This window comes from Neisseria perflava (genome assembly GCF_002863305.2).
GTDB lineage: Bacteria > Pseudomonadota > Gammaproteobacteria > Burkholderiales > Neisseriaceae > Neisseria > Neisseria perflava_A.
Genome location: NZ_CP136962.1, coordinates 1,362,671 through 1,387,940 on the forward strand (window position 1 = coordinate 1,362,671; position 25,270 = coordinate 1,387,940).

General features: G+C 49.9%; 22 protein-coding genes. 13 read left to right on the top strand and 9 right to left on the bottom strand.

Translation table 11 applies throughout. The annotated features are described in order from the left end of the window. Nucleotides 1-172: 172 nt before the first annotated feature. The 7 genes from CYJ98_RS06325 (at nucleotide 173) to trmA (ending at nucleotide 8,308) form a co-directional block, all read left to right on the top strand. Nucleotides 173-835 (top strand): DedA family protein, encoded by a 663-nt coding sequence (locus CYJ98_RS06325; RefSeq protein WP_101755331.1) that lies wholly within the window; start codon nucleotides 173-175, stop codon nucleotides 833-835. A 66-nt stretch (nucleotides 836-901) separates the two neighbouring features. Continuing rightward, nucleotides 902-1,885, top strand: a complete 984-nt coding sequence (locus CYJ98_RS06330; RefSeq protein ID WP_101755330.1) for an asparaginase — start codon at nucleotides 902-904, stop codon at nucleotides 1,883-1,885. A gap of 13 nt (nucleotides 1,886-1,898) precedes the next feature. Beyond that, a complete protein-coding gene (locus tag CYJ98_RS06335) occupies nucleotides 1,899-2,666 on the top strand; it encodes a TatD family hydrolase (protein ID WP_101755329.1) in 768 nt (255 codons plus the stop codon). A gap of 287 nt (nucleotides 2,667-2,953) precedes the next feature. Next, nucleotides 2,954-4,222: an Nramp family divalent metal transporter gene (locus CYJ98_RS06340; RefSeq protein ID WP_070695340.1), complete on the top strand. Its 1,269-nt coding sequence runs from the start codon at nucleotides 2,954-2,956 to the stop codon at nucleotides 4,220-4,222. Between the two features lie 157 nt (nucleotides 4,223-4,379). After that, nucleotides 4,380-5,456 carry a peptide chain release factor 1 gene (prfA, locus tag CYJ98_RS06345; protein WP_003745798.1) on the top strand — a complete coding sequence of 359 codons (1,077 nt, stop codon included), beginning with the start codon at nucleotides 4,380-4,382 and terminating at the stop codon, nucleotides 5,454-5,456. Between the two features lie 149 nt (nucleotides 5,457-5,605). After that, on the top strand, nucleotides 5,606-7,108 hold the full coding sequence (pta, locus tag CYJ98_RS06350) for a phosphate acetyltransferase (RefSeq protein WP_101755328.1): 1,503 nt from the start codon (nucleotides 5,606-5,608) through the stop codon (nucleotides 7,106-7,108). Nucleotides 7,109-7,225: 117 nt separating this feature from the next. Continuing rightward, nucleotides 7,226-8,308 carry a tRNA (uridine(54)-C5)-methyltransferase TrmA gene (gene trmA / locus CYJ98_RS06355; RefSeq protein WP_101755327.1) on the top strand — a complete coding sequence of 361 codons (1,083 nt, stop codon included), beginning with the start codon at nucleotides 7,226-7,228 and terminating at the stop codon, nucleotides 8,306-8,308. A gap of 70 nt (nucleotides 8,309-8,378) precedes the next feature. Here trmA and CYJ98_RS06360 read toward each other — a convergent pair whose 3' ends face one another. Next, nucleotides 8,379-9,419, bottom strand: a complete 1,041-nt coding sequence (locus tag CYJ98_RS06360) for a zinc-dependent alcohol dehydrogenase family protein (protein WP_101755326.1) — start codon at nucleotides 9,417-9,419, stop codon at nucleotides 8,379-8,381. Between the two features lie 161 nt (nucleotides 9,420-9,580). Here CYJ98_RS06360 and mutY point away from each other — a divergent pair, with 161 nt between their 5' ends. After that, nucleotides 9,581-10,615: an A/G-specific adenine glycosylase gene (mutY, locus tag CYJ98_RS06365; protein WP_101755325.1), complete on the top strand. Its 1,035-nt coding sequence runs from the start codon at nucleotides 9,581-9,583 to the stop codon at nucleotides 10,613-10,615. Nucleotides 10,616-10,621: 6 nt separating this feature from the next. Here mutY and CYJ98_RS06370 read toward each other — a convergent pair whose 3' ends face one another. Further along, a complete protein-coding gene (locus CYJ98_RS06370) occupies nucleotides 10,622-10,978 on the bottom strand; it encodes a hypothetical protein (RefSeq protein ID WP_101755324.1) in 357 nt (118 codons plus the stop codon). Nucleotides 10,979-10,981: 3 nt separating this feature from the next. Next, nucleotides 10,982-11,179, bottom strand: coding sequence for a zinc-finger domain-containing protein (locus CYJ98_RS06375; RefSeq protein WP_003745781.1), 198 nt, complete (start codon nucleotides 11,177-11,179; stop codon nucleotides 10,982-10,984). A 113-nt stretch (nucleotides 11,180-11,292) separates the two neighbouring features. On the opposite strand from CYJ98_RS06375, the gene CYJ98_RS06380 reads away from it, so the two are divergent. Then, nucleotides 11,293-11,787, top strand: coding sequence for a DMP19 family protein (locus CYJ98_RS06380; RefSeq protein WP_180947865.1), 495 nt, complete (start codon nucleotides 11,293-11,295; stop codon nucleotides 11,785-11,787). A 63-nt stretch (nucleotides 11,788-11,850) separates the two neighbouring features. Here the strand turns inward: CYJ98_RS06380 and CYJ98_RS06385 are convergent, their stop codons facing one another. Together CYJ98_RS06385 and CYJ98_RS06390 are read right to left on the bottom strand one after the other, a co-directional pair. Further along, the gene (locus CYJ98_RS06385) at nucleotides 11,851-12,624 is read right to left on the bottom strand and encodes a M48 family metallopeptidase (protein ID WP_049348957.1); all 774 of its coding nucleotides are present in this window, start codon (nucleotides 12,622-12,624) and stop codon (nucleotides 11,851-11,853) included. Between the two features lie 108 nt (nucleotides 12,625-12,732). Continuing rightward, nucleotides 12,733-13,641 carry a serine hydrolase gene (locus CYJ98_RS06390; protein ID WP_419150080.1) on the bottom strand — a complete coding sequence of 303 codons (909 nt, stop codon included), beginning with the start codon at nucleotides 13,639-13,641 and terminating at the stop codon, nucleotides 12,733-12,735. Nucleotides 13,642-13,954: 313 nt separating this feature from the next. Here CYJ98_RS06390 and clpX point away from each other — a divergent pair, with 313 nt between their 5' ends. Beyond that, the gene (gene clpX / locus CYJ98_RS06395) at nucleotides 13,955-15,220 is read left to right on the top strand and encodes an ATP-dependent Clp protease ATP-binding subunit ClpX (protein WP_101755322.1); all 1,266 of its coding nucleotides are present in this window, start codon (nucleotides 13,955-13,957) and stop codon (nucleotides 15,218-15,220) included. 211 nt (nucleotides 15,221-15,431) lie between these two features. Here clpX and CYJ98_RS06400 read toward each other — a convergent pair whose 3' ends face one another. Further along, nucleotides 15,432-15,767 carry a hypothetical protein gene (locus CYJ98_RS06400; RefSeq protein ID WP_036491675.1) on the bottom strand — a complete coding sequence of 112 codons (336 nt, stop codon included), beginning with the start codon at nucleotides 15,765-15,767 and terminating at the stop codon, nucleotides 15,432-15,434. A gap of 431 nt (nucleotides 15,768-16,198) precedes the next feature. Between CYJ98_RS06400 and CYJ98_RS06405 the strand changes: the two genes are divergently transcribed. After that, complete coding sequence (locus CYJ98_RS06405) at nucleotides 16,199-17,590, top strand: DEAD/DEAH box helicase (protein ID WP_036491673.1); 1,392 nt, start codon at nucleotides 16,199-16,201, stop codon at nucleotides 17,588-17,590. Nucleotides 17,591-17,751: 161 nt separating this feature from the next. Here CYJ98_RS06405 and acnB read toward each other — a convergent pair whose 3' ends face one another. Further along, nucleotides 17,752-20,337 carry a bifunctional aconitate hydratase 2/2-methylisocitrate dehydratase gene (gene acnB, locus CYJ98_RS06410; protein ID WP_036491670.1) on the bottom strand — a complete coding sequence of 862 codons (2,586 nt, stop codon included), beginning with the start codon at nucleotides 20,335-20,337 and terminating at the stop codon, nucleotides 17,752-17,754. 200 nt (nucleotides 20,338-20,537) lie between these two features. Continuing rightward, entirely contained in the window at nucleotides 20,538-21,575 is a 1,038-nt protein-coding gene (locus CYJ98_RS06415; RefSeq protein WP_101755321.1) for a sensor histidine kinase, read from the bottom strand. Nucleotides 21,576-21,668: 93 nt separating this feature from the next. Between CYJ98_RS06415 and argH the strand changes: the two genes are divergently transcribed. Beyond that, nucleotides 21,669-23,048, top strand: coding sequence for an argininosuccinate lyase (argH, locus tag CYJ98_RS06420; RefSeq protein ID WP_101755320.1), 1,380 nt, complete (start codon nucleotides 21,669-21,671; stop codon nucleotides 23,046-23,048). A gap of 166 nt (nucleotides 23,049-23,214) precedes the next feature. After that, a complete protein-coding gene (locus CYJ98_RS06425; RefSeq protein ID WP_101755319.1) occupies nucleotides 23,215-23,739 on the top strand; it encodes a hypothetical protein in 525 nt (174 codons plus the stop codon). 50 nt (nucleotides 23,740-23,789) lie between these two features. On the opposite strand, the gene fumC is transcribed toward CYJ98_RS06425, so the two are convergent. Beyond that, nucleotides 23,790-25,178, bottom strand: a complete 1,389-nt coding sequence (gene fumC / locus CYJ98_RS06430) for a class II fumarate hydratase (RefSeq protein WP_101755318.1) — start codon at nucleotides 25,176-25,178, stop codon at nucleotides 23,790-23,792. Between the last annotated feature and the right edge of the window lie 92 nt (nucleotides 25,179-25,270).

Below are 25,270 nucleotides of genomic sequence, written 5' to 3' on the forward strand. Positions count from 1 at the left end.
CCTGCCAAATCTGTTCAAATCCCAACTTTCCACGTCCGAATTTCTAGATTTTTTGCAAACTGCCGTCAAATTTAAACAATATCTGCTTGTGATTGCTTTCAGACGGCCTTATCTTTGGTAAAATTCCAACTTAATCCAATCATCAATCAATATTTATCGTGGGACGGCGGCCATGTTTGCAATTTTAGAATCTTTTTTCGTTGAATACGGCTATGCGGCCGTGTTTTTCGTTTTGGTTATTTGCGGCTTCGGCGTGCCGATTCCTGAAGATTTGACGCTGGTAACCGGCGGTGTGATTTCCGGCCTGGGTTATACCAACTCGCATATTATGTTTGCCGTCGGCATGCTCGGCGTATTGGTAGGCGACGGCTTTATGTTTGCGGCCGGCCGAATTTGGGGGCAAAAAATCCTTAAATTCAAACCGATTGCGCGCGTGATGACGCCCAAACGCTATGCCCAAGTACAGGAAAAATTCGACAAATACGGCAACTGGGTTTTATTCGTCGCCCGTTTCCTGCCCGGCCTGCGTACTGCCGTTTTCGTGACCGCTGGCATCAGCCGTAAGGTTTCCTACCTGCGCTTTATCCTGATGGACGGCTTGGCCGCACTGATTTCCGTTCCAGTTTGGATTTATCTGGGCGAATACGGCGCACGCAATACCGACTGGCTGATGAAAAAAATGCACAGCCTGCAATCAGGTATCTTTACCGTACTGGGCATCGGCGCAGTCATCATCGGCTGGATTTGGTGGAGAAAACACCGACGCCATACCTTCTTCCGTGAAAAACTGCAAGAAAAACGCGCCGCAAAAGCCAAAAAACAAGCCAATCAATAAACCATTCCAGGCCGTCTGAAACACTTCCCCGCTTTCAGACGGCCTCAATCATTCATCAGAAACACCATGAAACAAAAAATCTTCGTCCTCTACACCGGCGGCACCATCGGTATGACCCAAAGCAGCGCAGGCCTTCGTCCCGACACCGCTCTCGTCGATAAAGCCCTTGCCCCCTTTTCAGACGGCCTTGATTTCGAATGGCACGTTTGCCAGCCGCTCATTGATTCTTCAGCAGTAACACTACAAAACCAACGCGACTGGTTGGAGCTTATTATCGCCAAGCTGCCTGACTATGACGGCATTTTGGTGCTGCACGGCACGGATACCATGGCATACACTGCCAACCTCTTCGCCCTTTCGCTGCAAGGTTTGGACAAACCCGTTATCCTGACCGGCTCGCAATGGCCTTACGATGCCGCCAACAGCGATGCGCCGCGCAACCTTGCCACCGCCGTTTCCGCTTTCTCGCTCAAACTCAAACAAGTGGCGATTGCCTTTGACGGCAAGCTCTTCCCCGCCGTCGGCAGCAGCAAGGTCAGCACCGAAACCGCCGCAGGTTTTGACAACCTGCATTTTGGCGCACTCGCAGAATGGGAGGAAAACAAAGGTTGGCACAATATCCGTACCGCCCCGACCCAACATTCAGACGGCCTCAAACCGCGTCTTCCAAATCCTGAAGCCAAAGTTTCCGTCCGCACACTGATTCCCGGTTATGCCGCGCAAGAACTTTCAGACGGCCTGCCCCACCTTTCCGCCCAAGCCCTGATTCTGCAAAGCTACGGCCACGGCAATGCGCCGAGCAACGATGCGTTTGTCCGAGCCGTCCAAGCCTTTACGCAACAAGACAAGTTGCTGCTCAACATCAGCCAAGTGCCGCAAGGTTGCGCCGCCGCCGTCTATGCCCAAGGCGATGCTTTGCGTCAGGCAGGTATCATCAACGGCGGCAAATGCAATCTCGAAACTGCCACTGCATTGATGACCCTTGCCTTATCTCATGACTGGAATGCAGATAAGGTGCAACAAGAATTGCGACAATTAAATCTGCTGTAAACCGCCATTAAACATGACTTTCACCGACACCCACTGCCATCTTGCCGATCCTAAACTTGCCGATACGCTGCCTGCCGTACTTGCCGAAGCGCAAGCCGTCGGCGTAGCGCGTTTTATCGTACCGGCTACATCCCCCAAGGATTGGCATGCAGTTGCGCAGTTGGAGAGGCCGTCTGAAAACATCCATATCGCTTTGGGCATTCATCCGTGGTTTTCAGACGGCCTCAACGAAGCGGCATTCCAACAATTAAAGGAAGAATTAATCCAGCATCCGCAAGCATGGGTTGGCGAAATCGGCTTGGATTTTTATGGCAAAGAGCAAACCCAAGCACAACGCAACACGCAAACCGACGTCTTTATCCGCCAACTCATCCTCGCCCAACACCTCAACCGCCGCGTCATCATCCATAATCTGAAAGCCACCGCCGCCATTGCCGCCGCTGTTAAAACCGCCGGTTTCACACGAGGCGGTATCGTTCACGCCTTCTCCGGCAGCGTAGAAGAAGCGCGGATTTTAGTGAAACTCGGCTTCAAAATCGGCATAGGCTCACTGTTGCTCAATCCCAATGCCAAAAAAGTTCGTGCCGCCTTACAAGCTTTAAACGACACAGATTTCGTTCTCGAAACCGACAGCCCTTTTATGCTTGGCCACGAAACCAATACACCAGCCAACATCCGCCGTATCGCCGAAATTGCCACCGAATTGCGCGGCGTACCGCTGTCGCAACTGGCTGAAATCACCGAGCAAAACGTGGATTCCCTACTCCATACTTCCCCTTAATATACCGACCTCAAGGCATCAAAAAGCCTTGCCCGGCCATTTCGTTTCCAAACCGACACACTCTGTCCTCCCTACCTCATACTCATGAATAAAAAGCGATACAAGGCCGTCTGAAAAAATGTTTTTAGCACAAAATTTCGTTCATTCCACCATTTCAGCTTTTTAAAACTGTATTTTTCCTTTGATTGATAAAAAGTATTACGCATATTATTGGGCAAACTTTTTATTTACGTTAAAATATGCTTTTTTTTGATAATAAGGCCGTCTGAAACAGGCGGAAAATACTTATGGCAGAACAACATACACACGCTTCCACCTGGAAGAGCAAAATTAATGCCCTAGGCCCGGGCATCATGATGGCTTCGGCAGCAGTCGGCGGCTCGCACCTGATTGCCTCCACGCAGGCAGGCGCACTTTACGGCTGGCAGCTTGCGCTGATTATCATTCTGACCAACCTGTTCAAATACCCGTTTTTCCGCTTCAGCGCACATTACACGCTGGATACGGGCAAAAGTCTGATTGAGGGCTATGCCGAAAAAAGCCGCGTTTATTTGTGGGTATTTTTGATTTTATGTATTGCATCGGCAACGATTAATGCCGGCGCGGTCGCCATCGTTACCGCCGCCATCGTCAAAATGGCAATCCCATCACTGACTTTCGATGCCGGCATGGTGTCCGTCATGATTATGGTTTCCTGCCTGCTGATTTTGGCAAGCGGCCGCTATAAAGCATTGGACAACGTTTCCAAAATCATCATCGTCAGCCTGACCATCGCCACCGTCGCCGCAGCAGCCGTGGCCATGTCTCGCGGCATGCAGATGAAACCCGACTTTATCGAGCCGACCCCGTGGACACTGGCAGGCTTGGGCTTCCTCATCGCGCTGATGGGCTGGATGCCTGCACCGATTGAAATTTCCGCCATCAACTCTTTGTGGGTTACCGAAAAACAACGCATCAACCCTTCCAGCTACCGCGACGGCATTTTTGACTTCAACGTCGGCTACATTACCAGCGCGATTTTGGCGGTCGTTTTCCTCGCCTTGGGTGCATATGTACAATACGGCAACGGCGAGGAAGTGCAAATGGCGGGCGGCAAATATGTTGGCCAGCTGATTAATATGTACGCCGTGACCATCGGCGACTGGTCGCGTCCTCTGGTGGCATTTATCGCCTTTGCTTGTATGTACGGCACCACCATTACCGTAGTAGACGGCTACGCGCGCGCGATTGCCGAACCGGTACGCCTGCTGCGCGGCAAAGACAAAACCGGCAATGCCGAACTGTTTGCCTGGAACATTTGGGTCGCAGGCTCAGGCTTGGCCGTAATTTTCTGGTTCAACAGCGCGATGGCGGAACTGCTCAAATTCGCCATGATTACCGCCTTCGTTGCCGCCCCAGTGTTCGCTTGGTTGAACTACCGCCTCGTCAAAGGCGACAAACGCCACAAACTGACGATGGGCATGAACTTCCTCGCCATTATCGGTTTGATTTATTTGACCGGCTTTACCGTTTTGTTCCTACTGAACCAAACAGGCATTTTGGCTGCGCCTAAATAAACCCACATGGAAAAAAGGCCGTCTGAAACTTAAAAACAGGTTTCAGACGGCCTTTCCAATCCATCATATCTTTTTGAATTTTCATTCAAACCCATTATAATAACGCCTTATTTCGCCGTTGCAGACCACTCGACGGCATCCGTATTTTGGAAAATTTATGAAGCCGTCTATCTTAGAAAAACTACAACAACTCAGCGACCGACTGGAAGAAGTCACGCATTTGCTCGGACAGCCCGAAGCCACGTCCGACATGGACAATTACCGCAAACTCACACGCGAACATGCCGAATTGACGCCCGTGGTCGAAGTCTTCCAAAACTATCAGTTGGCACAAAGCGACTTGGCAGATGCCGAAGAAATGCTGTCCGACCCTGAAATGAAAGACTTTGCCGCCGAAGAAATCGAAGCGGCCAAAGCCAAAATCGACACGCTCGATACCGAACTGCAAAAATTACTGCTGCCCAAAGACGCCGACGACGACAAAAACATCTTTATCGAAGTGCGCGCCGGTACCGGCGGCGACGAAGCCGCGCTGTTTGCAGGCGATTTGCTGCGTATGTACAGCCGCTACGCCGAGCGCAACCGCTGGCAGGTTGAAATCGTTTCCGCAAACGAAAGCGAATTGGGTGGCTATAAAGAAGTCATCGCCCGCATTATCGGCTTGGGTGCATACAGCCGTCTGAAATTTGAATCGGGTGGCCACCGCGTACAACGCGTCCCTGCTACCGAAAGCCAAGGCCGTATCCACACCTCCGCCTGCACCGTCGCCGTCATGCCCGAAGCGGACGAACTCGAAGACATCGAATTGAACCCCGCCGACCTGCGCATCGACACCTTCCGCGCATCCGGTGCTGGCGGTCAGCACATCAACAAAACCGACTCCGCCGTCCGTATTACCCACTTGCCGACAGGCATGGTGGTCGAATGCCAAGACGGCCGCAGCCAACACGCCAACAAAGCGCAGGCGATGAAAGTCCTCGCCGCCCGCTTAAACGATGCGCAAAAACGCGAAGCCCAAGCCAAAGAAGCCGCCGAACGCAAATCCCTGATCGGCAGCGGCGATCGCAGCGAGCGCATCCGCACCTACAACTACCCACAAGGTCGTGTTACCGACCATCGCATCAACCTTACCCTACACAAACTGGATTTTGTGATGGACGGCGATTTAGAAGAAATTACCAATGCCCTGATTGCCGAACATCAAGCTGAGCTTTTGGCGGCAATGGGGGATTGATGAATTTGGTCCATTGCGTTTATACTTTTCAGACGGCCTGATGACATATGTCAATATGGCCGTGTATATGTTATCCCAAAGTGATAAAATGCAGCACCAGCTGCACAACAGCAACACCCTTCTACAATCACCGAAAGAGAGGACACAAAATGGCAAAAATCCTGATCGCACCGGTATCTACCGGCCTGAGCGCCGATGCAGCGGCAAAAGCATTTGCAGCGGCATTGAGTGCGCAAGTTTTCCAAGCCGTTGACTCCACTACAGAAGCCCTGTTGGCTCAAGGCAAGAGCGACGACTGGTTTGATGCGCTTGTCGGTAAAGTTGCAGCATTGAACGCAGATAACCTCGTTATCGAAGGCATCACTCCTGATGCGGACAAATTATTCTTGGCAGGCAAAAACGTCGAATTGGCACTGTCTTTGGACGCAGGCGTTGTCTTGGCGCTGAAATCCGACAATACCGACGTAGCCGCCCTCGCCCAACAATTAAACCTCGCCAAACAGCTCTACACCAATTCCCCAGGCTTATTGGAAGGCTTTATCATTGACGGCGCAGCCGCTGCTTTGGGCGCACAAGTTGCCGAGCAAACCGGCCTGACTTTCTTCGGCTCCAGCGACAAACTGCAAGATGTATCCGCTTTGGCCAAACGCGAAGCCAAACGCCTGTCTCCAGCCCAATTCCGTTACAACCTGATCGATTTTGCCCGCAAAGCCGATATGCGCATCGTTCTGCCTGAAGGCGCAGAACCACGCACCGTCGCTGCCGCCGCTATCTGTCACGAAAAAGGCATCGCCCGTTGCGTACTGTTGGCTACCCGCGAAGAAGTTGAAGCCGTAGCGAAAGAACGCGGCATCTCCCTGCCTGATTCTTTGGAAATCATTGATCCAGCTTCTTTGGTTGAGCAATACGTCGAGCCGATGTGCGAATTACGCAAATCCAAAGGCCTGACTCCTGAAGATGCACGCAAACAGCTGCAAGACACCGTTGTTTTGGGTACCATGATGATGGCTCAAAACGACGTAGACGGTTTGGTTTCCGGCGCAGTCCACACTACTGCCAACACCATCCGCCCTGCCCTACAACTGATTAAAACCGCTCCGGGTGCAAGCCTTGTATCCAGCGTATTCTTCATGTTGCTGCCTAACCAAGTTTTGGCATTCGGCGACTGCGCGGTTAATCCGAACCCAACTCCGGAACAACTGGCCGACATCGCCATTCAATCTGCCGACAGCGCCAAAGCTTTCGGTATCGATCCAAAAGTAGCCATGATTTCCTACTCTACCATCAACTCAGGCAGCGGCCCTGATGTCGATGCAGTGATCGAAGCAACCAAACTGGCGAACGAAAAACGCCCTGACTTGGCCATCGAAGGTCCGTTGCAATACGATGCGGCTACCGTTCCATCTATCGGCCAATCCAAAGCTCCGGGCAGCGCTGTCGCTGGTCAAGCAACTGTCCTGATTTTCCCAGACCTCAATACCGGCAACTGTACTTACAAAGCCGTACAACGCAGCGCCAACGTCCTGAGCGTAGGCCCGTTGCTGCAAGGCTTGCGTAAACCGGTTAACGACTTGTCCCGCGGCGCATTGATTGAAGACATCGTCTTCACCATCGCCCTGACTGCCGTTCAAGCCAAACAAATGCAAGGCTGATTGACAAGCTGATGCTTTGAAATCAAAGGCCGTCTGAAACCGATGTTTCAGACGGCCTTTCGTATCTTTGCGCCAACTATATTATAATTCGCCATTATTTTCTGAAAGACTGCCCCAATGACTGCCTACCAGCAACAACTAGCCGACAAAAAGCAATATCTTCAGCAACTTTTCCAAGGACTGGATTTCCCTGAAATCGAAGTCTTTGAATCTCCGGAACAGCATTACAGGATGCGTGCCGAGTTCCGCATCTGGCATGAAGGCGGCGAAATGTTTTACGCCATGTTTGAACGCGGGCAAAAGGCAAGCGGGGCAAGTCTGATCCGTTGCGACCAATTTCCTGCCACATCCGAATCCATCAATGCCTTGATGCCGAAATTGATTGAAGCCGCATCCAATCATTCCGAACTGAAAAACCGCTGGTACGCCGTCGAATTTTTGTCCACTTTAAGCGGCGAAATGCTGGTTACCATGATTTACCACAAGAAGCTGAACGACGCATGGCAACAAGCCGCGCAAGAGTTGGCGCACAATTTGGGCATCCACATCATCGGCCGCAGCCGCGGACAAAAAATCGTATTAAGCCAAGATTTTGTGACCGAAGCATTGACAGTCAACGGCAAGACCTTCCGCTATCGTCAAATCGAGGGCAGCTTTACCCAACCCAATGCCCAAGTGTGCCAAAAAATGCTGACATGGGCGTGTGATGCTGCGCAAAACTTAGGCAAAGACATGCTTGAGTTGTACTGTGGCAACGGCAATTTCACCCTGCCGCTTTCGCAACATTTCAATCAGGTGCTGGCAACCGAAGTTTCCAAAACTTCCGTTAACGCCGCCCAATGGAATATTGAAGCCAACCAAATTACCAATCTCAAAATCGCCCGCCTATCTGCGGAAGAGTTTACCGAGGCCTACACTCAAAACCGTGAATTCCGCCGCCTGCAAGAACAAGGCATCGACTTGAAAAACTATGATTTTTCAACTATTTTCGTTGATCCTCCACGCGCCGGTGTTGATGATGAGACGCTCAAATTGGTTACCCGATTCGACAACGTCCTCTATATTTCCTGCAACCCTGAGACCCTGCGTACCAACCTCGACACGCTCTGTCAAACCCATACCATCGAACGCGCCGCCCTGTTCGATCAATTCCCATTTACCCACCATATCGAAAGCGGTGTTTGGTTGAAGAAAAAATAAAACCCATACAAAAAGGCCGTCTGAATGTTCAGACGGCCTTTAATTAACAGCATATTAAGCGATTTTCAAATCAATCCGCTTCCAAAACTACTTTCATGGCTTGGTTTTCAGCAGCGTGTTTGAACACGTCGTAAGCTTTTTCCAATTCGCTGAATTTGAAATGGTGGGTCATCATTTTGGTGTAATCCACTGAGCTGCTGGAAATGGCTTTCATCAGCATTTCGGTGGTATTGGCGTTAACCAGGCCGGTAGTAATGGCAAGGTTTTTAATCCACAGTTTTTCCAGTTTGAAATCAACGGATTGGCCATGCACACCAACCACAGCGATATGGCCGCCAGGTTTCACGATATCTTGGCACATATTCCAAGTTGCAGGGATACCGACCGCTTCGATGGCGCAATCTACGCCGTCTTCGCCGACGATAGCGGCAACTTGCTTGCTCACATCGTCGGAAGCAGGGTTGATAGTATGGGTCGCGCCCAATTCTTTCGCCAGTTTCAAGCGATTTTCGTCCATATCGCAAACGATGATGGCGGCAGGGCTGTACAGTTGGGCAGTCAACAAGGCAGACATGCCGACAGTGCCTGCGCCTGCGATGAATACGGTATCGCCAGGTTTCACATCGCCATATTGCACGCCGATTTCGTGTGCGGTCGGCAGGGCATCGCTCAACAGCAGGGCAACTTCTTCGTTGACGTTGTCAGGCAGCGGAACCAAGCTGTTGTCGGCATAAGGCGTACGGACGTATTCGGCCTGAGTACCGTCAATCATATAGCCCAAGATCCAACCGCCGTTGCGGCAGTGTGAATAAAGTTGGATTTTACAGTTGTCGCAAGTACAGCATTTACTGACACATGAAATAATGACTTTATCACCGACTTTGATGTTTTTTACAGCGTCGCCGACTTCTTCTACAATACCGATGCCCTCATGACCGAGAATACGACCGTCGGCAACTTCAGGGTTTTTACCCTTCCAAATACCCAAGTCAGTACCGCAAATCGTGGTTTTAACGATTTTGACGACTGCATCGGTCGGATCGATAATTTGAGGGCGGGGTTTTTCTTCGAAACGGATGTCGTTTGCGCCATGATAAACCATTGCTTTCATGTGAATCTCCTTGAGCGGTTAATAAACTTTAACAATACAGCGTAAATCCACATTAACTATATTTATATACCCCTCCACCTGATAAGTCAATCCTGATTATTATTTTGTATGTTATGCTTAATATATTGTTTTAAAAATAAATAATTAAAAAGTAAATATTAATGAACACACCCACATCCTTCGCGCGACGACTCATCGATTGGCAACGGCAGCATGGCCGTCACGACTTGCCTTGGCAGGTCAAAGACCCTTATTCCGTCTGGCTTTCAGAAATCATGCTCCAACAAACACAGGTTGCTACCGTATTGGACTACTATCCGCGTTTCTTAGCCAAATTCCCAACCGTGCAATCACTTGCCGCTGCGCCGCAAGACGAGGTTTTATCCCTATGGGCAGGCTTGGGCTATTACAGCCGTGCACGCAATCTGCACAAAGCCGCGCAACAAGTCGTCGGACAATTCGGCGGTATCTTTCCATCCGAACGCAAAGACTTAGAAACGCTCTGCGGCGTAGGCAGAAGTACCGCCGCCGCCATTTCTGCCTTTGCTTTCAACCGACGAGAAACCATCTTGGACGGCAACGTCAAACGCGTTCTCTGCCGTGTTTTTGCCCAAGACGGTAATCCGCAAGACAAAAAATTTGAAAACTCGCTTTGGACACTTGCCGAAAGCCTACTGCCGTCTGAAAACGCCGATATGCCTGCCTACACGCAAGGCTTGATGGATTTGGGCGCAACCGTCTGCAAACGGACAAAACCTTTGTGCCATCAATGCCCGATGGCGGACATCTGCAAAGCAAGAAAACAAAACCGCATTGATGAGCTGCCCCGCAAAAAAACCGCTCCCGAAGTGCAAACCCTACCGCTTTATTGGCTGATTATTCATAACACTGACGGCGCATTATTGCTTGAAAAACGCCCTGCCAAAGGCATTTGGGGCGGTCTGTATTGCGTACCCTGTTTTGAAAAATTAGACGATTTGTATGCTTACGCCAAACGCTTCGGCATTATTTCAGACGGCCTTGAAGAACAAACCACGTTTACCCACCGACTGACCCACCGCTTATTGATGATTACCCCTTTTCAGACGCAACAAAGGCCGTCTGAACATCTTTCAGACGGCCTTTGGGTATCATTGGAACATTTGGCGGATTATGGTTTGCCCAAACCTTTAATCAAGTATTTGGCAAAAGGCTAAACCGCCCTATTCCACAATCTCTTTAAATACAACTTCTTTCCCACCGCGAATCAATACGGCGAAACCATCGCCAATTTGCCAACGCGAGCTTGGATTGGCGTACTCGACACCCTGACTCCGCAAGCGGACTTGCGCCAGTTTCTCAACCGTATTGCCTTCACGCAGCTCAACCATCATCGGGCTGTGGCTGTTGATATAAATTGCAGTAATCGTCCGACCTTGTGCGGATTGATAACGGACAGAATACGTCTGCGCCTGTGCAATGACCGGTAACGGCGCGTCAGGGCGCACGGCCTTATACGAGCCGCACGCAGCGCACAAACTCACGCACAAAGCGCAGATGATTTTGTTCGACATAGACATAGATTAGTAATGATGATGCGGAATCTCGCCATCAAGACGGTAATAAGTGCCGCAATACGGGCATTCAATCTCACTGTTGGACTGAATCGGCAAGAACACGCGCGGATGGCCGTTCCATGTTTCATGATTAGGGCCGGAGCAATGCAGCGGCAAATCCTGCGGTTTGATGACTACAACGTTTTTTTCAGACTGTGTACTCATGGTTTGGTTCCTCACTATGTTTTCTTATCTTCCGATATTGTAAAGCAAAACGGCCGGTAGGTTCAGACTGAAAACATTATATAATCACTTTTTTCAGACGGCCTTTGATGATGATGACTACCCTGCTCCGCCTTCAAGATTTCGATACTTCCGATTCCGCTTCATTTCTTTATACACTCAGCGCAGCCTATTTGGATCACACCGAACAGGCAGGAGATGAGGAAATGTCCGGCCTTAACGACGAACAGCATACATTGACCGCCCTTTGCTATCTCGACAGCCAGGTTCAAGAAGGCGGCTTCGTACAGCTTATCGCTTCAGGATACGGAGAATACATCTTTGGCAATCCGGTTGCCGACAGCCTGCGCCGCTGGCACATCAAGCCGATACCGAAAATTTTAGACAAAGCCAAAGCCCTGTACGAAAAACACGGTGAAGCCATTGAAAAAATGGCAGACGAGCAAAGGGATTTCGACGAAATCCGCAAAGCTTTTCCCGATTTTGAAGAACTTGACGGCGATTATTATGACGTTGCCGACGAAGACTTGGAAACCGCAGCAGCGTACGTTCAGGCAAATTGGGATAAATTTGCCAAACTGTCAGGCTGAAACCATAAAACTTTGCCGGTTTGAATCATCTGTTCAAACCGGCAAAATTATCAATACGCCAAATTAACGTTTGTTTTTCTGATAAATCGGCATCACTTCAGGCAACATTTTGCGGATTGCATTGATACGCGCCTGATTGGTCGGGTGGGTCGACAAAATAGACAATGAGCTGCCGCCCTGTACTTTGTTCATTTTTTCCCACACGCTTACCGCAGCCTCAGGGTTGTAGCCTGCTTCAGCCATCAAACGCACACCGCCGGCATCCGCTTCACTTTCCTGATGGCGTGAGAACGGTTTGGTTGCCAACAAATCTGCCCCCAAGCCGACCAAATCACCATCTACACCGGTTGAGCTGGCCAAAATCGAACCGCCCAAGCCGGTCAACACTTGCCCGCCCAAAGCTTTTTTACTGTGCTCCAACAGAGCATGGGTCATTTCATGGCCGACAACGGCGGCAATTTCAGCATCCGTCAGCTTCAATTTTTCTACTATGCCGGTGTACACGGCCATTTTACCGCCCGGCATTGCCCATGCATTCATTTCATCACTGCGGATAACGTTCATCTGCCAATTGAAAGGCACGCCGGTTTTGTTAGCGCGCTCAGCATGAGGACGCAGACGTGCAAACACGCGTTGTACACGTTGAGCAGTTGGAGATGAAACATCCAAAGCTTTTTGACCACGCGCGTTTTGAATGACTTGTGAGTAACTTTTAGCCGCGTCTTCATTTAAAGTCGCAGTATCGTAGCCAACCATATCCGCTACAGAAGTACAGCCGGTCAACGCCAAAATCACGCCCATGCCGGCCCAATATTTTTTATTCCATTTTTTCAACATGTTTTCTCTCTGTGTTTTTAAGTTAATGTAACGACATTGTACCCAAATTTAATACACTTTACACAAAAGGCCGTCTGAACGGTTTCAGACGGCCTTTAAGCGTAACATTTAAGAACGGCGCTGCAACATCCAAGACTCAATCTTACGCGCATCGTTCACGCGGGTTGTAGAAGACGGAGAGTTGAGCAATACGATGGTAATCGGCTGATTCTGTACATTGGCCTTAACCACCATAGAACGTCCTGCTTCACGAATATAGCCTGTTTTCTGCAATTCGATATTCCAGCTACCCTCACGCACCAAGGCATTGGAGTTTTTGTAGTTTTGACGACCGTTTGCCGTCCAAACCGAGCCGTAATTTGAAGTCGAATTTTTACGGATCAGCGGATATTTGCTGGCTGCCGCAACCATGCGGTTCAAATCGCGTGCAGTGGAAACGTTTTGGAAATTCAGACCGGTAGGCTCATAGAAACGGCTGCTGGTCATACCCAGACTTTGCGCTTTGGCATTCATGGCTGCAACAAACGCGCTCATACCACCCGGATAAGTACGGCCCAATGCATGAGTGGCACGGTTTTCACTGCTCATCAGGCTCAGGTGCAACAGTTCGCCGCGAGTCAGCGTCGTGCCGATGCTCAAACGGCTGCCCGTACCTTTCAAACGGTCGATTTCAGCCTCGGTAATCGTGATAGGCTCGTTCATATCCAGACGCGCATCCAAAACCACCATAGCGCTCATCAATTTGGAAATAGAGGCAATCGGCATGACACGATCAGGGTTTTTCTGATACAGCACTTCACCGGTTTTATTATTGAAAATCAAAGCAGATTGCGAAGAAAGCAGAGGACCGGCCAAAGCGGCTTGAGCTTCGACTTGATCAGCATGACTCAACGCAAAAGCTTCCATCGGGTCATTTTGCACAGGGAAATTTTGCTCCAAAAATTGTCCCAATACATCCATATCATCGGCAACGGCAGGCGCAGAAGCAAAGGCCAATGCCACACCTGTCCATACCATTCCTAAAGTTTTATAGAATTTCATATCTGCCAATTCAAAAAAATACATTTAATTCAACATTCTGTTAAATTTTTCGGCAATTGTAAAGCGAGTTGAGAAAACTTTGCGTTTGTTTGCGAGATATTCAAATCCCACGCCCTCATCTGTTTCTCAGACGATACGGCACAATGCCTGCTCTGATTTGAAAAAACACAAGATAGTCATTATACTTAGGCACCTTTGTCAGAGGCATTCCCTCAATCCGGCAATACGCCCGAAATATCTGTTTCCCCTTTACAACACAGCCTCCATACAACCATACGAAGAAATTATTATGTCTGAAGAAAAACGCACCTGTTCATTCTGCGGAAAGTCTGAAAACGACGTTAAAAATCTGATTGAAGGCGAACACGCCTTCATCTGCAACGAATGCGTGGAAACTTGCGGCCTGATGCTGCAAGACAACGAGTCCGGCGAGATTGAAAACGAATTTGCCAAAGTAAAAGAAGAAAACGCCGAGAAAAAACTGCCTACCCCTGCCGAAATCGTTGCCAACCTCAACGACCACGTTATCGGCCAGGAACACGCAAAAAAAGCGTTGGCGGTATCGGTTTACAACCACTACAAACGCCTGCGCCATCCAAAAGCAGACGGCAAGGTTGAATTGTCCAAATCCAACATCCTGCTTATCGGTCCGACAGGCTCAGGTAAAACCCTGTTGGCGCAATCTTTGGCGCGCAAATTGGATGTCCCTTTTGTTATGGCAGATGCCACAACTTTGACCGAAGCCGGTTATGTCGGTGAAGACGTCGAACAAATCATCACCAAACTTTTGGGCAAATGTGATTTTGACGTTGAGAAAGCCCAGCGCGGCATCGTTTATATCGATGAAATCGATAAAATCTCACGCAAAAGCGACAATCCGTCCATCACGCGCGACGTATCCGGCGAAGGTGTGCAACAAGCCTTGCTGAAACTGATTGAAGGCACGGTAGCCAGCGTTCCTCCTCAAGGCGGACGCAAACATCCGAACCAAGAATTCATCAACGTTGATACCACCAACATCCTCTTTATTTGTGGTGGCGCATTTGCAGGCTTGGAAAAAGTCATCCGTCAACGTACTGAAAAAGGCGGTATCGGCTTTGGTGCAGCGGTACACAGCAAAGATGAAAACGCCGATATTTCAGCCCTGTTTGAAACAGTCGAGCCTGAAGACTTAATTAAATTCGGTTTGATTCCCGAGCTTATCGGCCGTTTGCCTGTGATTGCCACACTGGCAGAATTGGACGAAGATGCTTTGGTCAACATTTTGACCGAACCGAAAAATGCCTTGGTCAAACAATATCAAACCTTGTTTGAAATGGAAAATGTCGGCCTTGAGTTTGAAGAAGATGCTTTGCGCAGCATCGCCAAACTAGCAATGGAACGCAAAACAGGTGCGCGTGGCTTGCGCTCTATCGTTGAACGTTGCCTCTTAGACACCATGTACGCCCTGCCAGATTTGAAAGACGTAGCAAAAGTCGTCATCAATAAAGAGGTGGTGGAAAAAGGTGAACAGCCAAAACTTTTCCGTGAAGACGGCAGCGAATATAAGCAATAAGGTTTATTCTCCGAAAAAGACGTGTACCCGTTGTTACACGTCTTTTTTATTCTCTTAATAAAACCAAAAGCATATCTTTTAATAATGGCCTTATACATAAAAAAACAAAGGCCATCTGAAACATATTCAGACGGCCTTTGTTTTCAAGTTGCTCTAAGTCTGTCTTCATCCGGAGTATTGATGAGAGTGACTTCCTTGAATTTTATGAAGCTTATTTTTTTGCTTTTTTAGCAGCTTTTTTTGCAGGAGCAGCTTTAGCAGCAGGCTCGGATGCGGCAGCTTCAGGAGCAACAGCCTCAGGCGCTGCTACCGGTTCAGAGGCAGCAGGCTCGGAAGCAGCTGATTCAGCGGTACGTTGATAGCCTTTGTCTTTCATGCAGGCATCAAACACAGCGCGGTCAGCATTTTCACCAGATGCCTGTTGGCATTGGGTCATTGCTTCTTCAACAGTGACGCGTGGCGCTGCCGCTTCTTCAGCAGGTTTGGAAGAAGAACAAGCTGCCAACATCAGGCTACCGGTTGCAAGAGCGATCAATAAAGTTTTCATAATTGTATATTCCTAAATTTTAATTTTATGGTTTACCGTTAAACGGGAGATACAGGCTGTCAACCAGCCCTGCACCACAATATTGAGTACCCAATTCCAATTTAGTTTCATTTTAGCCTGTAAGTTTTTGATAAATTAATCCTATTGACGTTAAGACAAATGCTTAATTCTCAATAAACTCAAAACCTTGCCGATCAATTTATTTTTCTTCTCTTAGACTGTAAAAATATCAAAATCAGGCCAATCAAAGCTGTCGCCATCATTTGGGGAGTCCTTCGTTTTATGGCATAATGGACTACTTGACGGATTTTCCGTACCCCATTTTTTTAAACCGCAGAATCGACACCATACTGCGGTTTGTCCATTTCAGAATCAGATTTTTTCAGACGGCCTTATTATGCAAAAGGCCGTCTGAACAGAAAGCCGCTATCATGAATCCTTTCTCTTCACTCGGTTTAGGCAGCGAATTGGTCTCTGCCCTGACCGATCAGGGTTATGAAAACCCGACGCCTATCCAAGCCGCATCCATTCCTAAGGCGTTGGCCGGACACGACCTTTTAGCTGCCGCCCAAACCGGCACAGGCAAAACCGCCGCCTTTATGCTGCCCAGCCTAGAACGCCTGAAACGCTACGCCACATCCAGCACTTCCCCGGCCATGCACCCCGTCCGCATGCTGGTATTGACCCCTACCCGCGAACTGGCCGATCAAATCGACCAAAACGTACAGGCATACATTAAAAACCTCCCTTTGCGCCACACCGTCCTCTTCGGCGGCGTCAATATGGACAAACAAACTGCCGACTTGCGCACCGGTTGCGAAATCGTTGTTGCCACAGTTGGCCGACTGCTCGACCACGTCAAACAAAAAAACATCAATTTAAACAAAGTTGAAATCGTCGTACTCGACGAAGCCGACCGTATGCTGGACATGGGTTTCATCGACGATATCCGCAAAATCATGCAGATGTTGCCCAAACAGCGACAAACCCTGCTTTTCTCCGCCACTTTCTCACCGCCTATCCGCAAGCTTGCACAAGATTTTATGCATACGCCTGAAATGGTCGAGGTGGCTGCGCAAAACACCACCAACGCCAATGTCGAGCAACACATCATTGCCGTTGATGCACTCAAAAAACGCAACCTGCTCGAACGCCTGATTGTTGATTTGCATATGAATCAAGTTATTGTTTTCTGCAAAACCAAACAAAGCGTCGATCAAGTTACCCGCGACCTCGTCCGCCGCAATATCGCCGCGCAATCCATCCACGGCGACAAATCCCAACAAAGCCGACTGGAAACCCTCAATGCCTTTAAAGAAGGTACATTACGCGTTTTAGTTGCCACTGACGTTGCCGCGCGCGGCCTGGATATTGCCGAGTTGCCTTTCGTCATCAACTACGAGTTACCGACCCAACCCGAAGACTACGTCCACCGCATCGGACGTACCGGCCGGGCCGGTGCTGACGGCGTTGCCATTTCCTTGATGGATAAAACCGAACAAAAAATGTTTGAAGCCATTAAAGAGCTGACCGACAGCGATTTGAAAGTAGAACGCATCGAAGGCTTCGAGCCACATTGGTGGGGCAACGGCAACCAAGATGAAGCTGAAACACACCAGAATCAACACAACGACAGCCGCTCCCGCCGCGATGACAGAAACAAACGCAGCGAATATGCGAGCAAGTCGGACAAAAACTCGAAAAAAACAGAAGACAAAAATGACCCGGGTATTGCCTGCGGCAAAATTGCCGGCAGAACACGCCGTAGCCGTCACGAGCGTCAGCCTTGCGCCCTGCTCCAACCTGGTTTTGGCGTAAAATAAACAACGCTGTTTTGTACTAAAAGGCCGTCTGAAATATATCTTTCAGACGGCCTTTTATTAAACCTAAAATAAAAAGGACGTGATGAACACGTCCTTTATTTATCCTTTTCAGACGGCCTTGGTTATTTAAGGCCGTCTGAAAATCGGTTTACCTTGTTACATTAAACATTCACGGTCTCGGCTACTTCGTTGTAGCTGTCGATTTCGTTGAAGTTCATGTAGCGGTAGATTTGATCACCCTGTTCGTTGATGATGCCGATGTTGGCTTGGTATTCTTCAACGGTCGGGATTTTACCCAGTTTGGAGCAGATTGCTGCCAACTCAGCCGAGCCGAGGTAAACGAAGGTGTTTTTACCCAAGCGGTTCGGGAAGTTACGGGTGGAAGTGGACATTACAGTCGCGCCTTCGTGTACTTGTGCTTGGTTACCCATACACAGCGAACAGCCCGGCATTTCCATACGCGCGCCTGCACGGCCGAGTACGCCATAGTGGCCTTCGTCGGACAACTCTTTCGCGTCCATTTTGGTCGGCGGCGCCATCCACAGGCGGACGGGGATGTCGGACTTGCCTTCCAAGAGTTTGGAGGCGGCGCGGAAGTGGCCGATGTTGGTCATGCACGAACCGATGAACACTTCGTCGATTTTGGTGCCGGAACGTTCGGACATGAAGCATACGTCGTCCGGGTCGTTCGGGCAGGCGATAATCGGCTCTTTGATGTCGTCCATGTTGATTTCAATCACAGCGGCGTATTCGGCATCTTTATCCGCTTCGAGCAGCTCAGGATTTGCCAGCCATTTTTCCATGGCTTTGATGCGGCGTTCCAAAGTGCGCGGGTCTTGATAGCCGTCGGCAATCATGTTTTTCATCAACACGATGTTGGATTTCATGTACTCGATAATCGGCTCTTTGTTGAGCTTCACGGTACAGCCGGCAGCGGAGCGTTCGGCGGATGCGTCGGTCAATTCAAAAGCTTGTTCTACTTTCAAATCAGGCAGGCCTTCAATTTCGAGGATACGGCCGGAGAAGATGTTTTTCTTACCGGCTTTGGCGACGGTCAGCAAACCTTGTTTAATCGCGTAAAGCGGAATGGCGTTTACCAAATCACGCAGGGTTACGCCCGGTTGCAGTTTGCCGCTGAAGCGTACCAATACAGACTCAGGCATATCGAGCGGCATCACGCCTGTAGCTGCTGCGAAAGCAACCAAGCCGGAGCCGGCTGGGAAAGAAATACCGATAGGGAAACGGGTGTGGCTGTCACCGCCGGTACCGACTGTATCAGGCAACAACAGACGGTTGAGCCATGAGTGAATCACACCATCGCCCGGACGCAGGGATACACCGCCACGGGTAGAGATGAAAGCAGGCAATTCTTTATGGGTTCTCACATCGACAGGTTTTGGATAAGCGGCGGTGTGACAGAAAGACTGCATCACCATATCGGCGGAGAAGCCCAAGCAAGCCAAGTCTTTCAGCTCGTCGCGGGTCATCGGGCCAGTAGTATCTTGCGAGCCGACAGTCGTCATGCGTGGTTCGCAGTAAGTACCCGGACGCACGCCTTTGCCTTCCGGCAAACCGCAGGCGCGGCCAACCATTTTTTGAGCTAATGTGAAACCGGCTTTGCTTTCAGCTGGCGCTTGAGGCAGGCGGAATTCGGTGGAAGCAGGCAGTTTCAGTGCTTCGCGTGCTTTGGCAGTCAGGCCGCGACCGATAATCAGGTTGATACGGCCACCTGCTTGCACTTCATCCAGCAATACTTGTGATTTCAAGCTGAATTCGGCAACGGTTTCACCATTTTTCACGATTTTGCCTTCATAAGGCAGGATATCGACAACATCGCCCATTTTCAGCGCGGAAACATCGACTTCAATCGGCAGCGCGCCGGAGTCTTCTTGAGTATTGAAGAAAATCGGTGCGATTTTGCCACCCAAGCAGACGCCGCCAAAACGTTTGTTCGGAACGAACGGAATGTCTTCGCCGGTATGCCAAATGACAGAGTTGGTCGCGGATTTGCGTGAAGAACCGGTACCGACCACGTCGCCGACGTAGGCAACCGGATGACCTTTGGCTTTGAGTTCTTCCAACAATTTAATCGGACCGACTTCGCCCGGTTTGTCAGGCGTGATGCCGTCGCGCGGGTTTTTCAGCATAGCCAGCGCGTGCAGCGGAATATCGGGACGGCTCCACGCGTCGGGGGCGGGAGAGAGGTCGTCTGTATTGGTTTCGCCGTCAACTTTAAAGACGGTAACAGTGATTTTTTCGGGAACTTTGGCGCGTGAGGTGAACCATTCGGCATCTGCCCAAGATTGCAATACTTCTTGCGCGTATTTGTTGCCTTTTTCAGCTTTTTCTTGAACATCGTGGAAAGAGTCGAACATCAGCAGAGTGTGTTTCAGACCATTTGCAGCGATAGGTGCAAGTTTGTCGTTGTCTAAGAGTTCGATGAGTGCGTGAATGTTGTAACCGCCAAGCATGGTACCCAACAGTTCGGTAGCGTACTCAGGGGAAATCAACGGGCTGGATGCGCTGCCTTCGGCAATGGCAGCCAAAAATGAAGCTTTGACTTTGGCGGCATCGTCCACACCGGGCGGTACGCGGTGAGCCAACAGCTCAACCAAGAATTCACCTTCACCGGCAGGCGGATTTTTCAGCAGCTCAACCAAATCAGCGGTTTGCTGAGCAGTCAGAGGAAGGGCGGGAATACCAAGGGCAGCGCGCTCGGCGGCAGCTTTACGATAGGCTTCTAACATCTCTTTGTTCCTTTTTCTGTTTTTTCTTCTGGGCAGTTGCAAATGATTTGCAGTTAAAGATTGTAAACAATCCTTTTAAGCATCATAGACCAGTTTTCAAAAAATGGGAACAGTTATGTTACTGAATGTAATAAATTTAAACTATTTTATTTAATGTATTAATAGTCTAATTTATCTCAAGCCGCCCTCTTCTACGCGTTTTAGCCAAACAGACGGGAAACTTCGGCTGATTTTTTACGGTACGGCAAGATGATTTCAACGCGAAACAGGCCGTCTGATTGGATGCTTCTGATTTTCGCATCGGTGTCATACATCAAAGTCAGACGCTCTTTCAGGTTGCGTAAGGCCATAGAATTGCCTTTATGCGGCTTGGTATTTTCATTAGGTTCCGTTCCGCACGGATTCTCGATACTGATGAAAATAGATGATTTTTCCAATTTTGTTAATACCGTAATTATTCCTGGGCGGTGGGTGGATTCGACACCATGGAATACGGCATTTTCCAAAAGCGGCTGCAGCAGCAGATGCGGCGTTTCCGCATCGTCGGGCGCATGGTGTTGCCACATAACCTGTACGCGCATATGCCCCATGCGGATTTGCTCGATGGCAATATATTCCTGCGCCCATTCGATTTCCTGCCCTAAGGTGCTGTTTTGACTACCATCGCGCAGTTGTGCGCGGAACAGGTTGGCCAGATTTTCCAGCAAAGTTTCCGCATCATACGGGCGCAGACGGATTAAGCTGATGGCGGCATTTAGGCTGTTAAACAAGAAATGCGGACGGATACGCGCCGTTAACGCGCTCAGCCTGGCTTCGGAAATGGAAGGCGCAAGGCTGTTGCGACGGGCGGCTTCGATGTACATGAAACTGAAACAAAAAAAAGTCAGCAAGAAGAAGTGTTGAATCAGCGGCCACATCTCCATCTTCAAAATCACTACATCGACAAACAAGAAAATCAGCAGGTTGGAGACGTAGGAAATCACGACGCTGTACTGCGAGCGAAGCAGGGACGGCGCAAATGCCTGTAAAAAATAGACCTTAAGTAAAATTAAGAGGATGACGGGGCAAGCCCATGAAAAATGTTGGAAAATCTGTTCCGGATAAGGTACGCCCGATACCGTCATCAACGGAAAGATAAACAAACTGATTAATAAAACAATGAGCAGGCGCACCAAAGTTGCGGAATTGCGCAAATCCGGCACTGCGAAATTCTGGTTTATTTGACGTATAATAGACATGATTTCAACCGTTTTCTTTCATAATGTATAGACGGGTCTGCTATATTGAAGACGTAGACCCTGTTTTTTTATTTATATTTTAAGGATGCTGATATGAGCAAGGACAAAACCTGGTCAGGCCGTTTTAACGAACCTGTTTCCGAGCTGGTCAAAAAATATACCGGCTCGATTGATTTTGACAAACGACTGGCAGAATGGGACATCCAAGGCTCGCTGGCACACGCGCAAATGCTGACACAGTCGGGCGTTTTGAGCGAAGACGACCTCTCCGCCATCCGTCAGGGTATGGCCGAGATTATAGCAGAAATCAAGGAAGGAACGATTTCCTGGTCGCTGGATTTGGAAGATGTCCACATGAACATCGAACGCCGCCTCACCGACAAAATCGGCGACGCCGGCAAACGCCTGCACACCGGCCGCAGCCGCAACGACCAAGTCGCTACCGACATCCGTCTGTGGCTGCGCGATCAAATTACCGTTATCCAAAGCCTGATTCAAAACCTTCAGACGGCCTTAGTCGATTTGGCGGAACAAAATGCCGAAACCGTCATGCCCGGCTTTACCCACCTGCAAGTTGCCCAGCCGGTCAGCTTCGGGCATCACATGCTCGCCTACGTCGAAATGCTCGGCCGCGATTTCGAGCGCATGGCCGACTGCCGCAAACGCGTCAACCGTATGCCGCTCGGCGCCGCCGCACTGGCCGGCACCACCTACCCGATTCAGCGCGAAATCACCGCCGAGCTGTTGGGTTTCGAACAAATCTGCCAAAACTCGCTCGATGCCGTATCTGACCGCGATTTTGCCATTGAGTTCACCGCCGCCGCTTCCCTGATTATGGTTCACCTGAGCCGTCTTTCCGAAGAATTGATTTTGTGGATGAGTCCGCGTTTCGGCTTTATCGATATTGCCGACCGTTTCTGCACCGGCTCGTCCATCATGCCGCAGAAGAAAAATCCCGACGTGCCCGAACTCGTGCGCGGTAAATCCGGTCGCGTGATTGGCCACCTGATCGGCCTGGTTACCCTGATGAAATCGCAACCTTTGGCGTACAACAAAGACAATCAGGAAGACAAAGAGCCACTGTTTGACACTGCCGACACGCTTATCGACACCCTGCGCATTTACGCCGACATGATGCGCGGCGTGACCGTCAAACCCGACAATATGCGCGCCGCCGTGATGCAGGGCTTCGCCACTGCCACCGATTTGGCGGATTACTTGGTGAAAAAGGGCATGCCTTTCCGCGACAGCCACGAAATCGTCGCTCAAGCCGTGCGCTATGCCGATGAAGCTGGCGTTGATTTGAGCGAATTGCCGCTTGAAGTCCTGCAAGGTTTCAGCGGTTTGATTGCCGACGATGTGTACACTGTGCTGACACCCGAAGGCAGCTTAAACGCACGTAACCACTTGGGCGGCACCGCGCCTGAACAAGTCCGTTTCCAAATTAAACGCTGGCGTGAATTGTTGGCTTAAACCCATCTAAACACATAATAAAAGGCCGTCTGAAAATTTTCAGACGGCCTTTTGATTACCTGTGTTACACTCAACCTCACAATAAAAACTGATAAAACCTAAACTTACCTTCAAACGAGAAAACACGCCTCCTGACTTTGCCGCCCATTCAAACAAAGGAGCAAGGATGAAAAACATTGTCGTGAAATTGGTCATGATCTGCCTATTCAGCGGATGCTATGCCTTATTCGTCGCCTGGGAAAATGGCGGATTCAGCCAGCTCCATAATTTCCAAGCAATAGAGCGCAACGGCATGAGCGCATACCTTCATCAAACCTCCGCCGCCACCATGCAAGCTGAAAAAAACGAGCTGTCGATTTTGCAAAACAACCAAAACAGCTTGGCCTCTTGCGTCGGCATTGAATCTTTATGCGAACACGCCAAGCCGGGCATCTGGGTTGAGCATGCCAAATTCTTACAACACAAGGACACGGGCAAATTATTGGTACTTTCGTTGGACTATTTGGAAAACAATGACACCGCAAAAACCCTACACAACCGCTATACTGCATCGCTCCTACCCCAAGCAGACAGAACGGAAGCGTGGCATTACGCCTGGCGTACATTTTTGAGCTCAATAATGTTTCTAATGGTCGTCAATCTGACGCCAATGATTTTTGCCCTATTCGAACAAAAGACAAGCGCAGCATAAAAACATGCCGTCTGAACACATTTTCAGACGGCATGTTTCATTATTAAAGCTTAACGCGGATGAACCATATCGGCAGGAACAACCAATTCGTCAAACTCTTCGCCTGTCAACAAGCCCAATTCGATGGCGGTTTCGCGCAACGATTCGTCGTTTTTGTAGGCGGTTTTGGCGACTTTGGCAGCGTTTTCGTAACCGATTTTACGGTTTAACGCAGTAACCAACATCAAGGAATGGTGCAGGAAATAGTCGATTTTTTCCGGTACGGGTTCGATGCCGACGGCGCAGTTTTCGTTGAAGCTGTTGCACGCATCACCCAACAGGCGGATGGATTGCAAGAGGTTGTAAGCGATAACGGGCATATAGACGTTCAGCTCGAAATTGCCCGACGCGCCCGCCATGCCGATGGTAACGTCGTTGCCGAACACTTGGCAGCACACCATGGTCATCGCTTCGCATTGGGTCGGGTTGACTTTACCCGGCATGATGGACGAACCCGGCTCGTTTTCGGGGATTTTGATTTCTCCCAAACCGCAGCGCGGGCCGCTTGCCAGCCAGCGGATGTCATTGGCGATTTTGTTCAGGCTTGCCGCCAGCGTTTTCAATGCGCCCGAAGCAGCAACGGCAGCATCGCGTCCGCCCAAGGCTTCAAATTTGTTCGGCGCGCTGACAAACGGCAGGCCGGACAATTCGGCGAGTTTGGCGGCGGCTTTTTCGGCGTATTCGGGATGGCTGTTCAAACCCGTACCGACCGCTGTGCCGCCCAAAGCAAGTTCGTACAAACCTTTGAGCGCGTCGTTCAGACGGCCTAAGCCATGGTCGAGTTGGGAAACGTAGCCGGAAAATTCTTGTCCCAAAGTCAGCGGCGTCGCATCCTGCAAATGGGTGCGGCCGATTTTGACGATGGAGGCGAATTCTTTGGCTTTTTTGTCCAACGTGTCGCGCAGGGCTTTTACTGCCGGAATAAGGTGGCGGTTGATTTCAATCGCGGCGGCGACATGGATGGCTGTCGGGAACGCGTCGTTGGTCGATTGCGCGTGGTTCACATGGTCGTTGGGATGGACGGGCTGGTACGCCGCCAAACCCGTACCGGCGATTTCGTTGGCGCGGTTCGCCAGCACTTCGTTCATGTTCATATTGGACTGCGTACCGGAACCGGTCTGCCACACTACCAATGGGAACTGCCCGTCGAGTTTGCCGTTCAACACGTCGTCCGCCGCCTGCGTAATCAAATCCGCCTGTTCAGGCTTAATCCTGCCGAGGGAAACATTGGTGGCGGCTGCGGCTTTTTTCACCAGCGCCAAAGCATAAATTAGAGGCTGCGGCAGGGTTTCGCCGCCGATTTTGAAATTATTGCGGCTGCGCTGGGTCTGCGCGCCCCAATAGGCTTCGGATGGGACTTCGACATTGCCCATGGTGTCGTGTTCGGTACGGGTACTCATGCGTTTCTCCTATATTTAAACAGAAATAATAATGATTCGTAAATTTATTATACCCAGCAAAAGGCCGTCTGAAAAGAGAGGGGTTTTCAGAC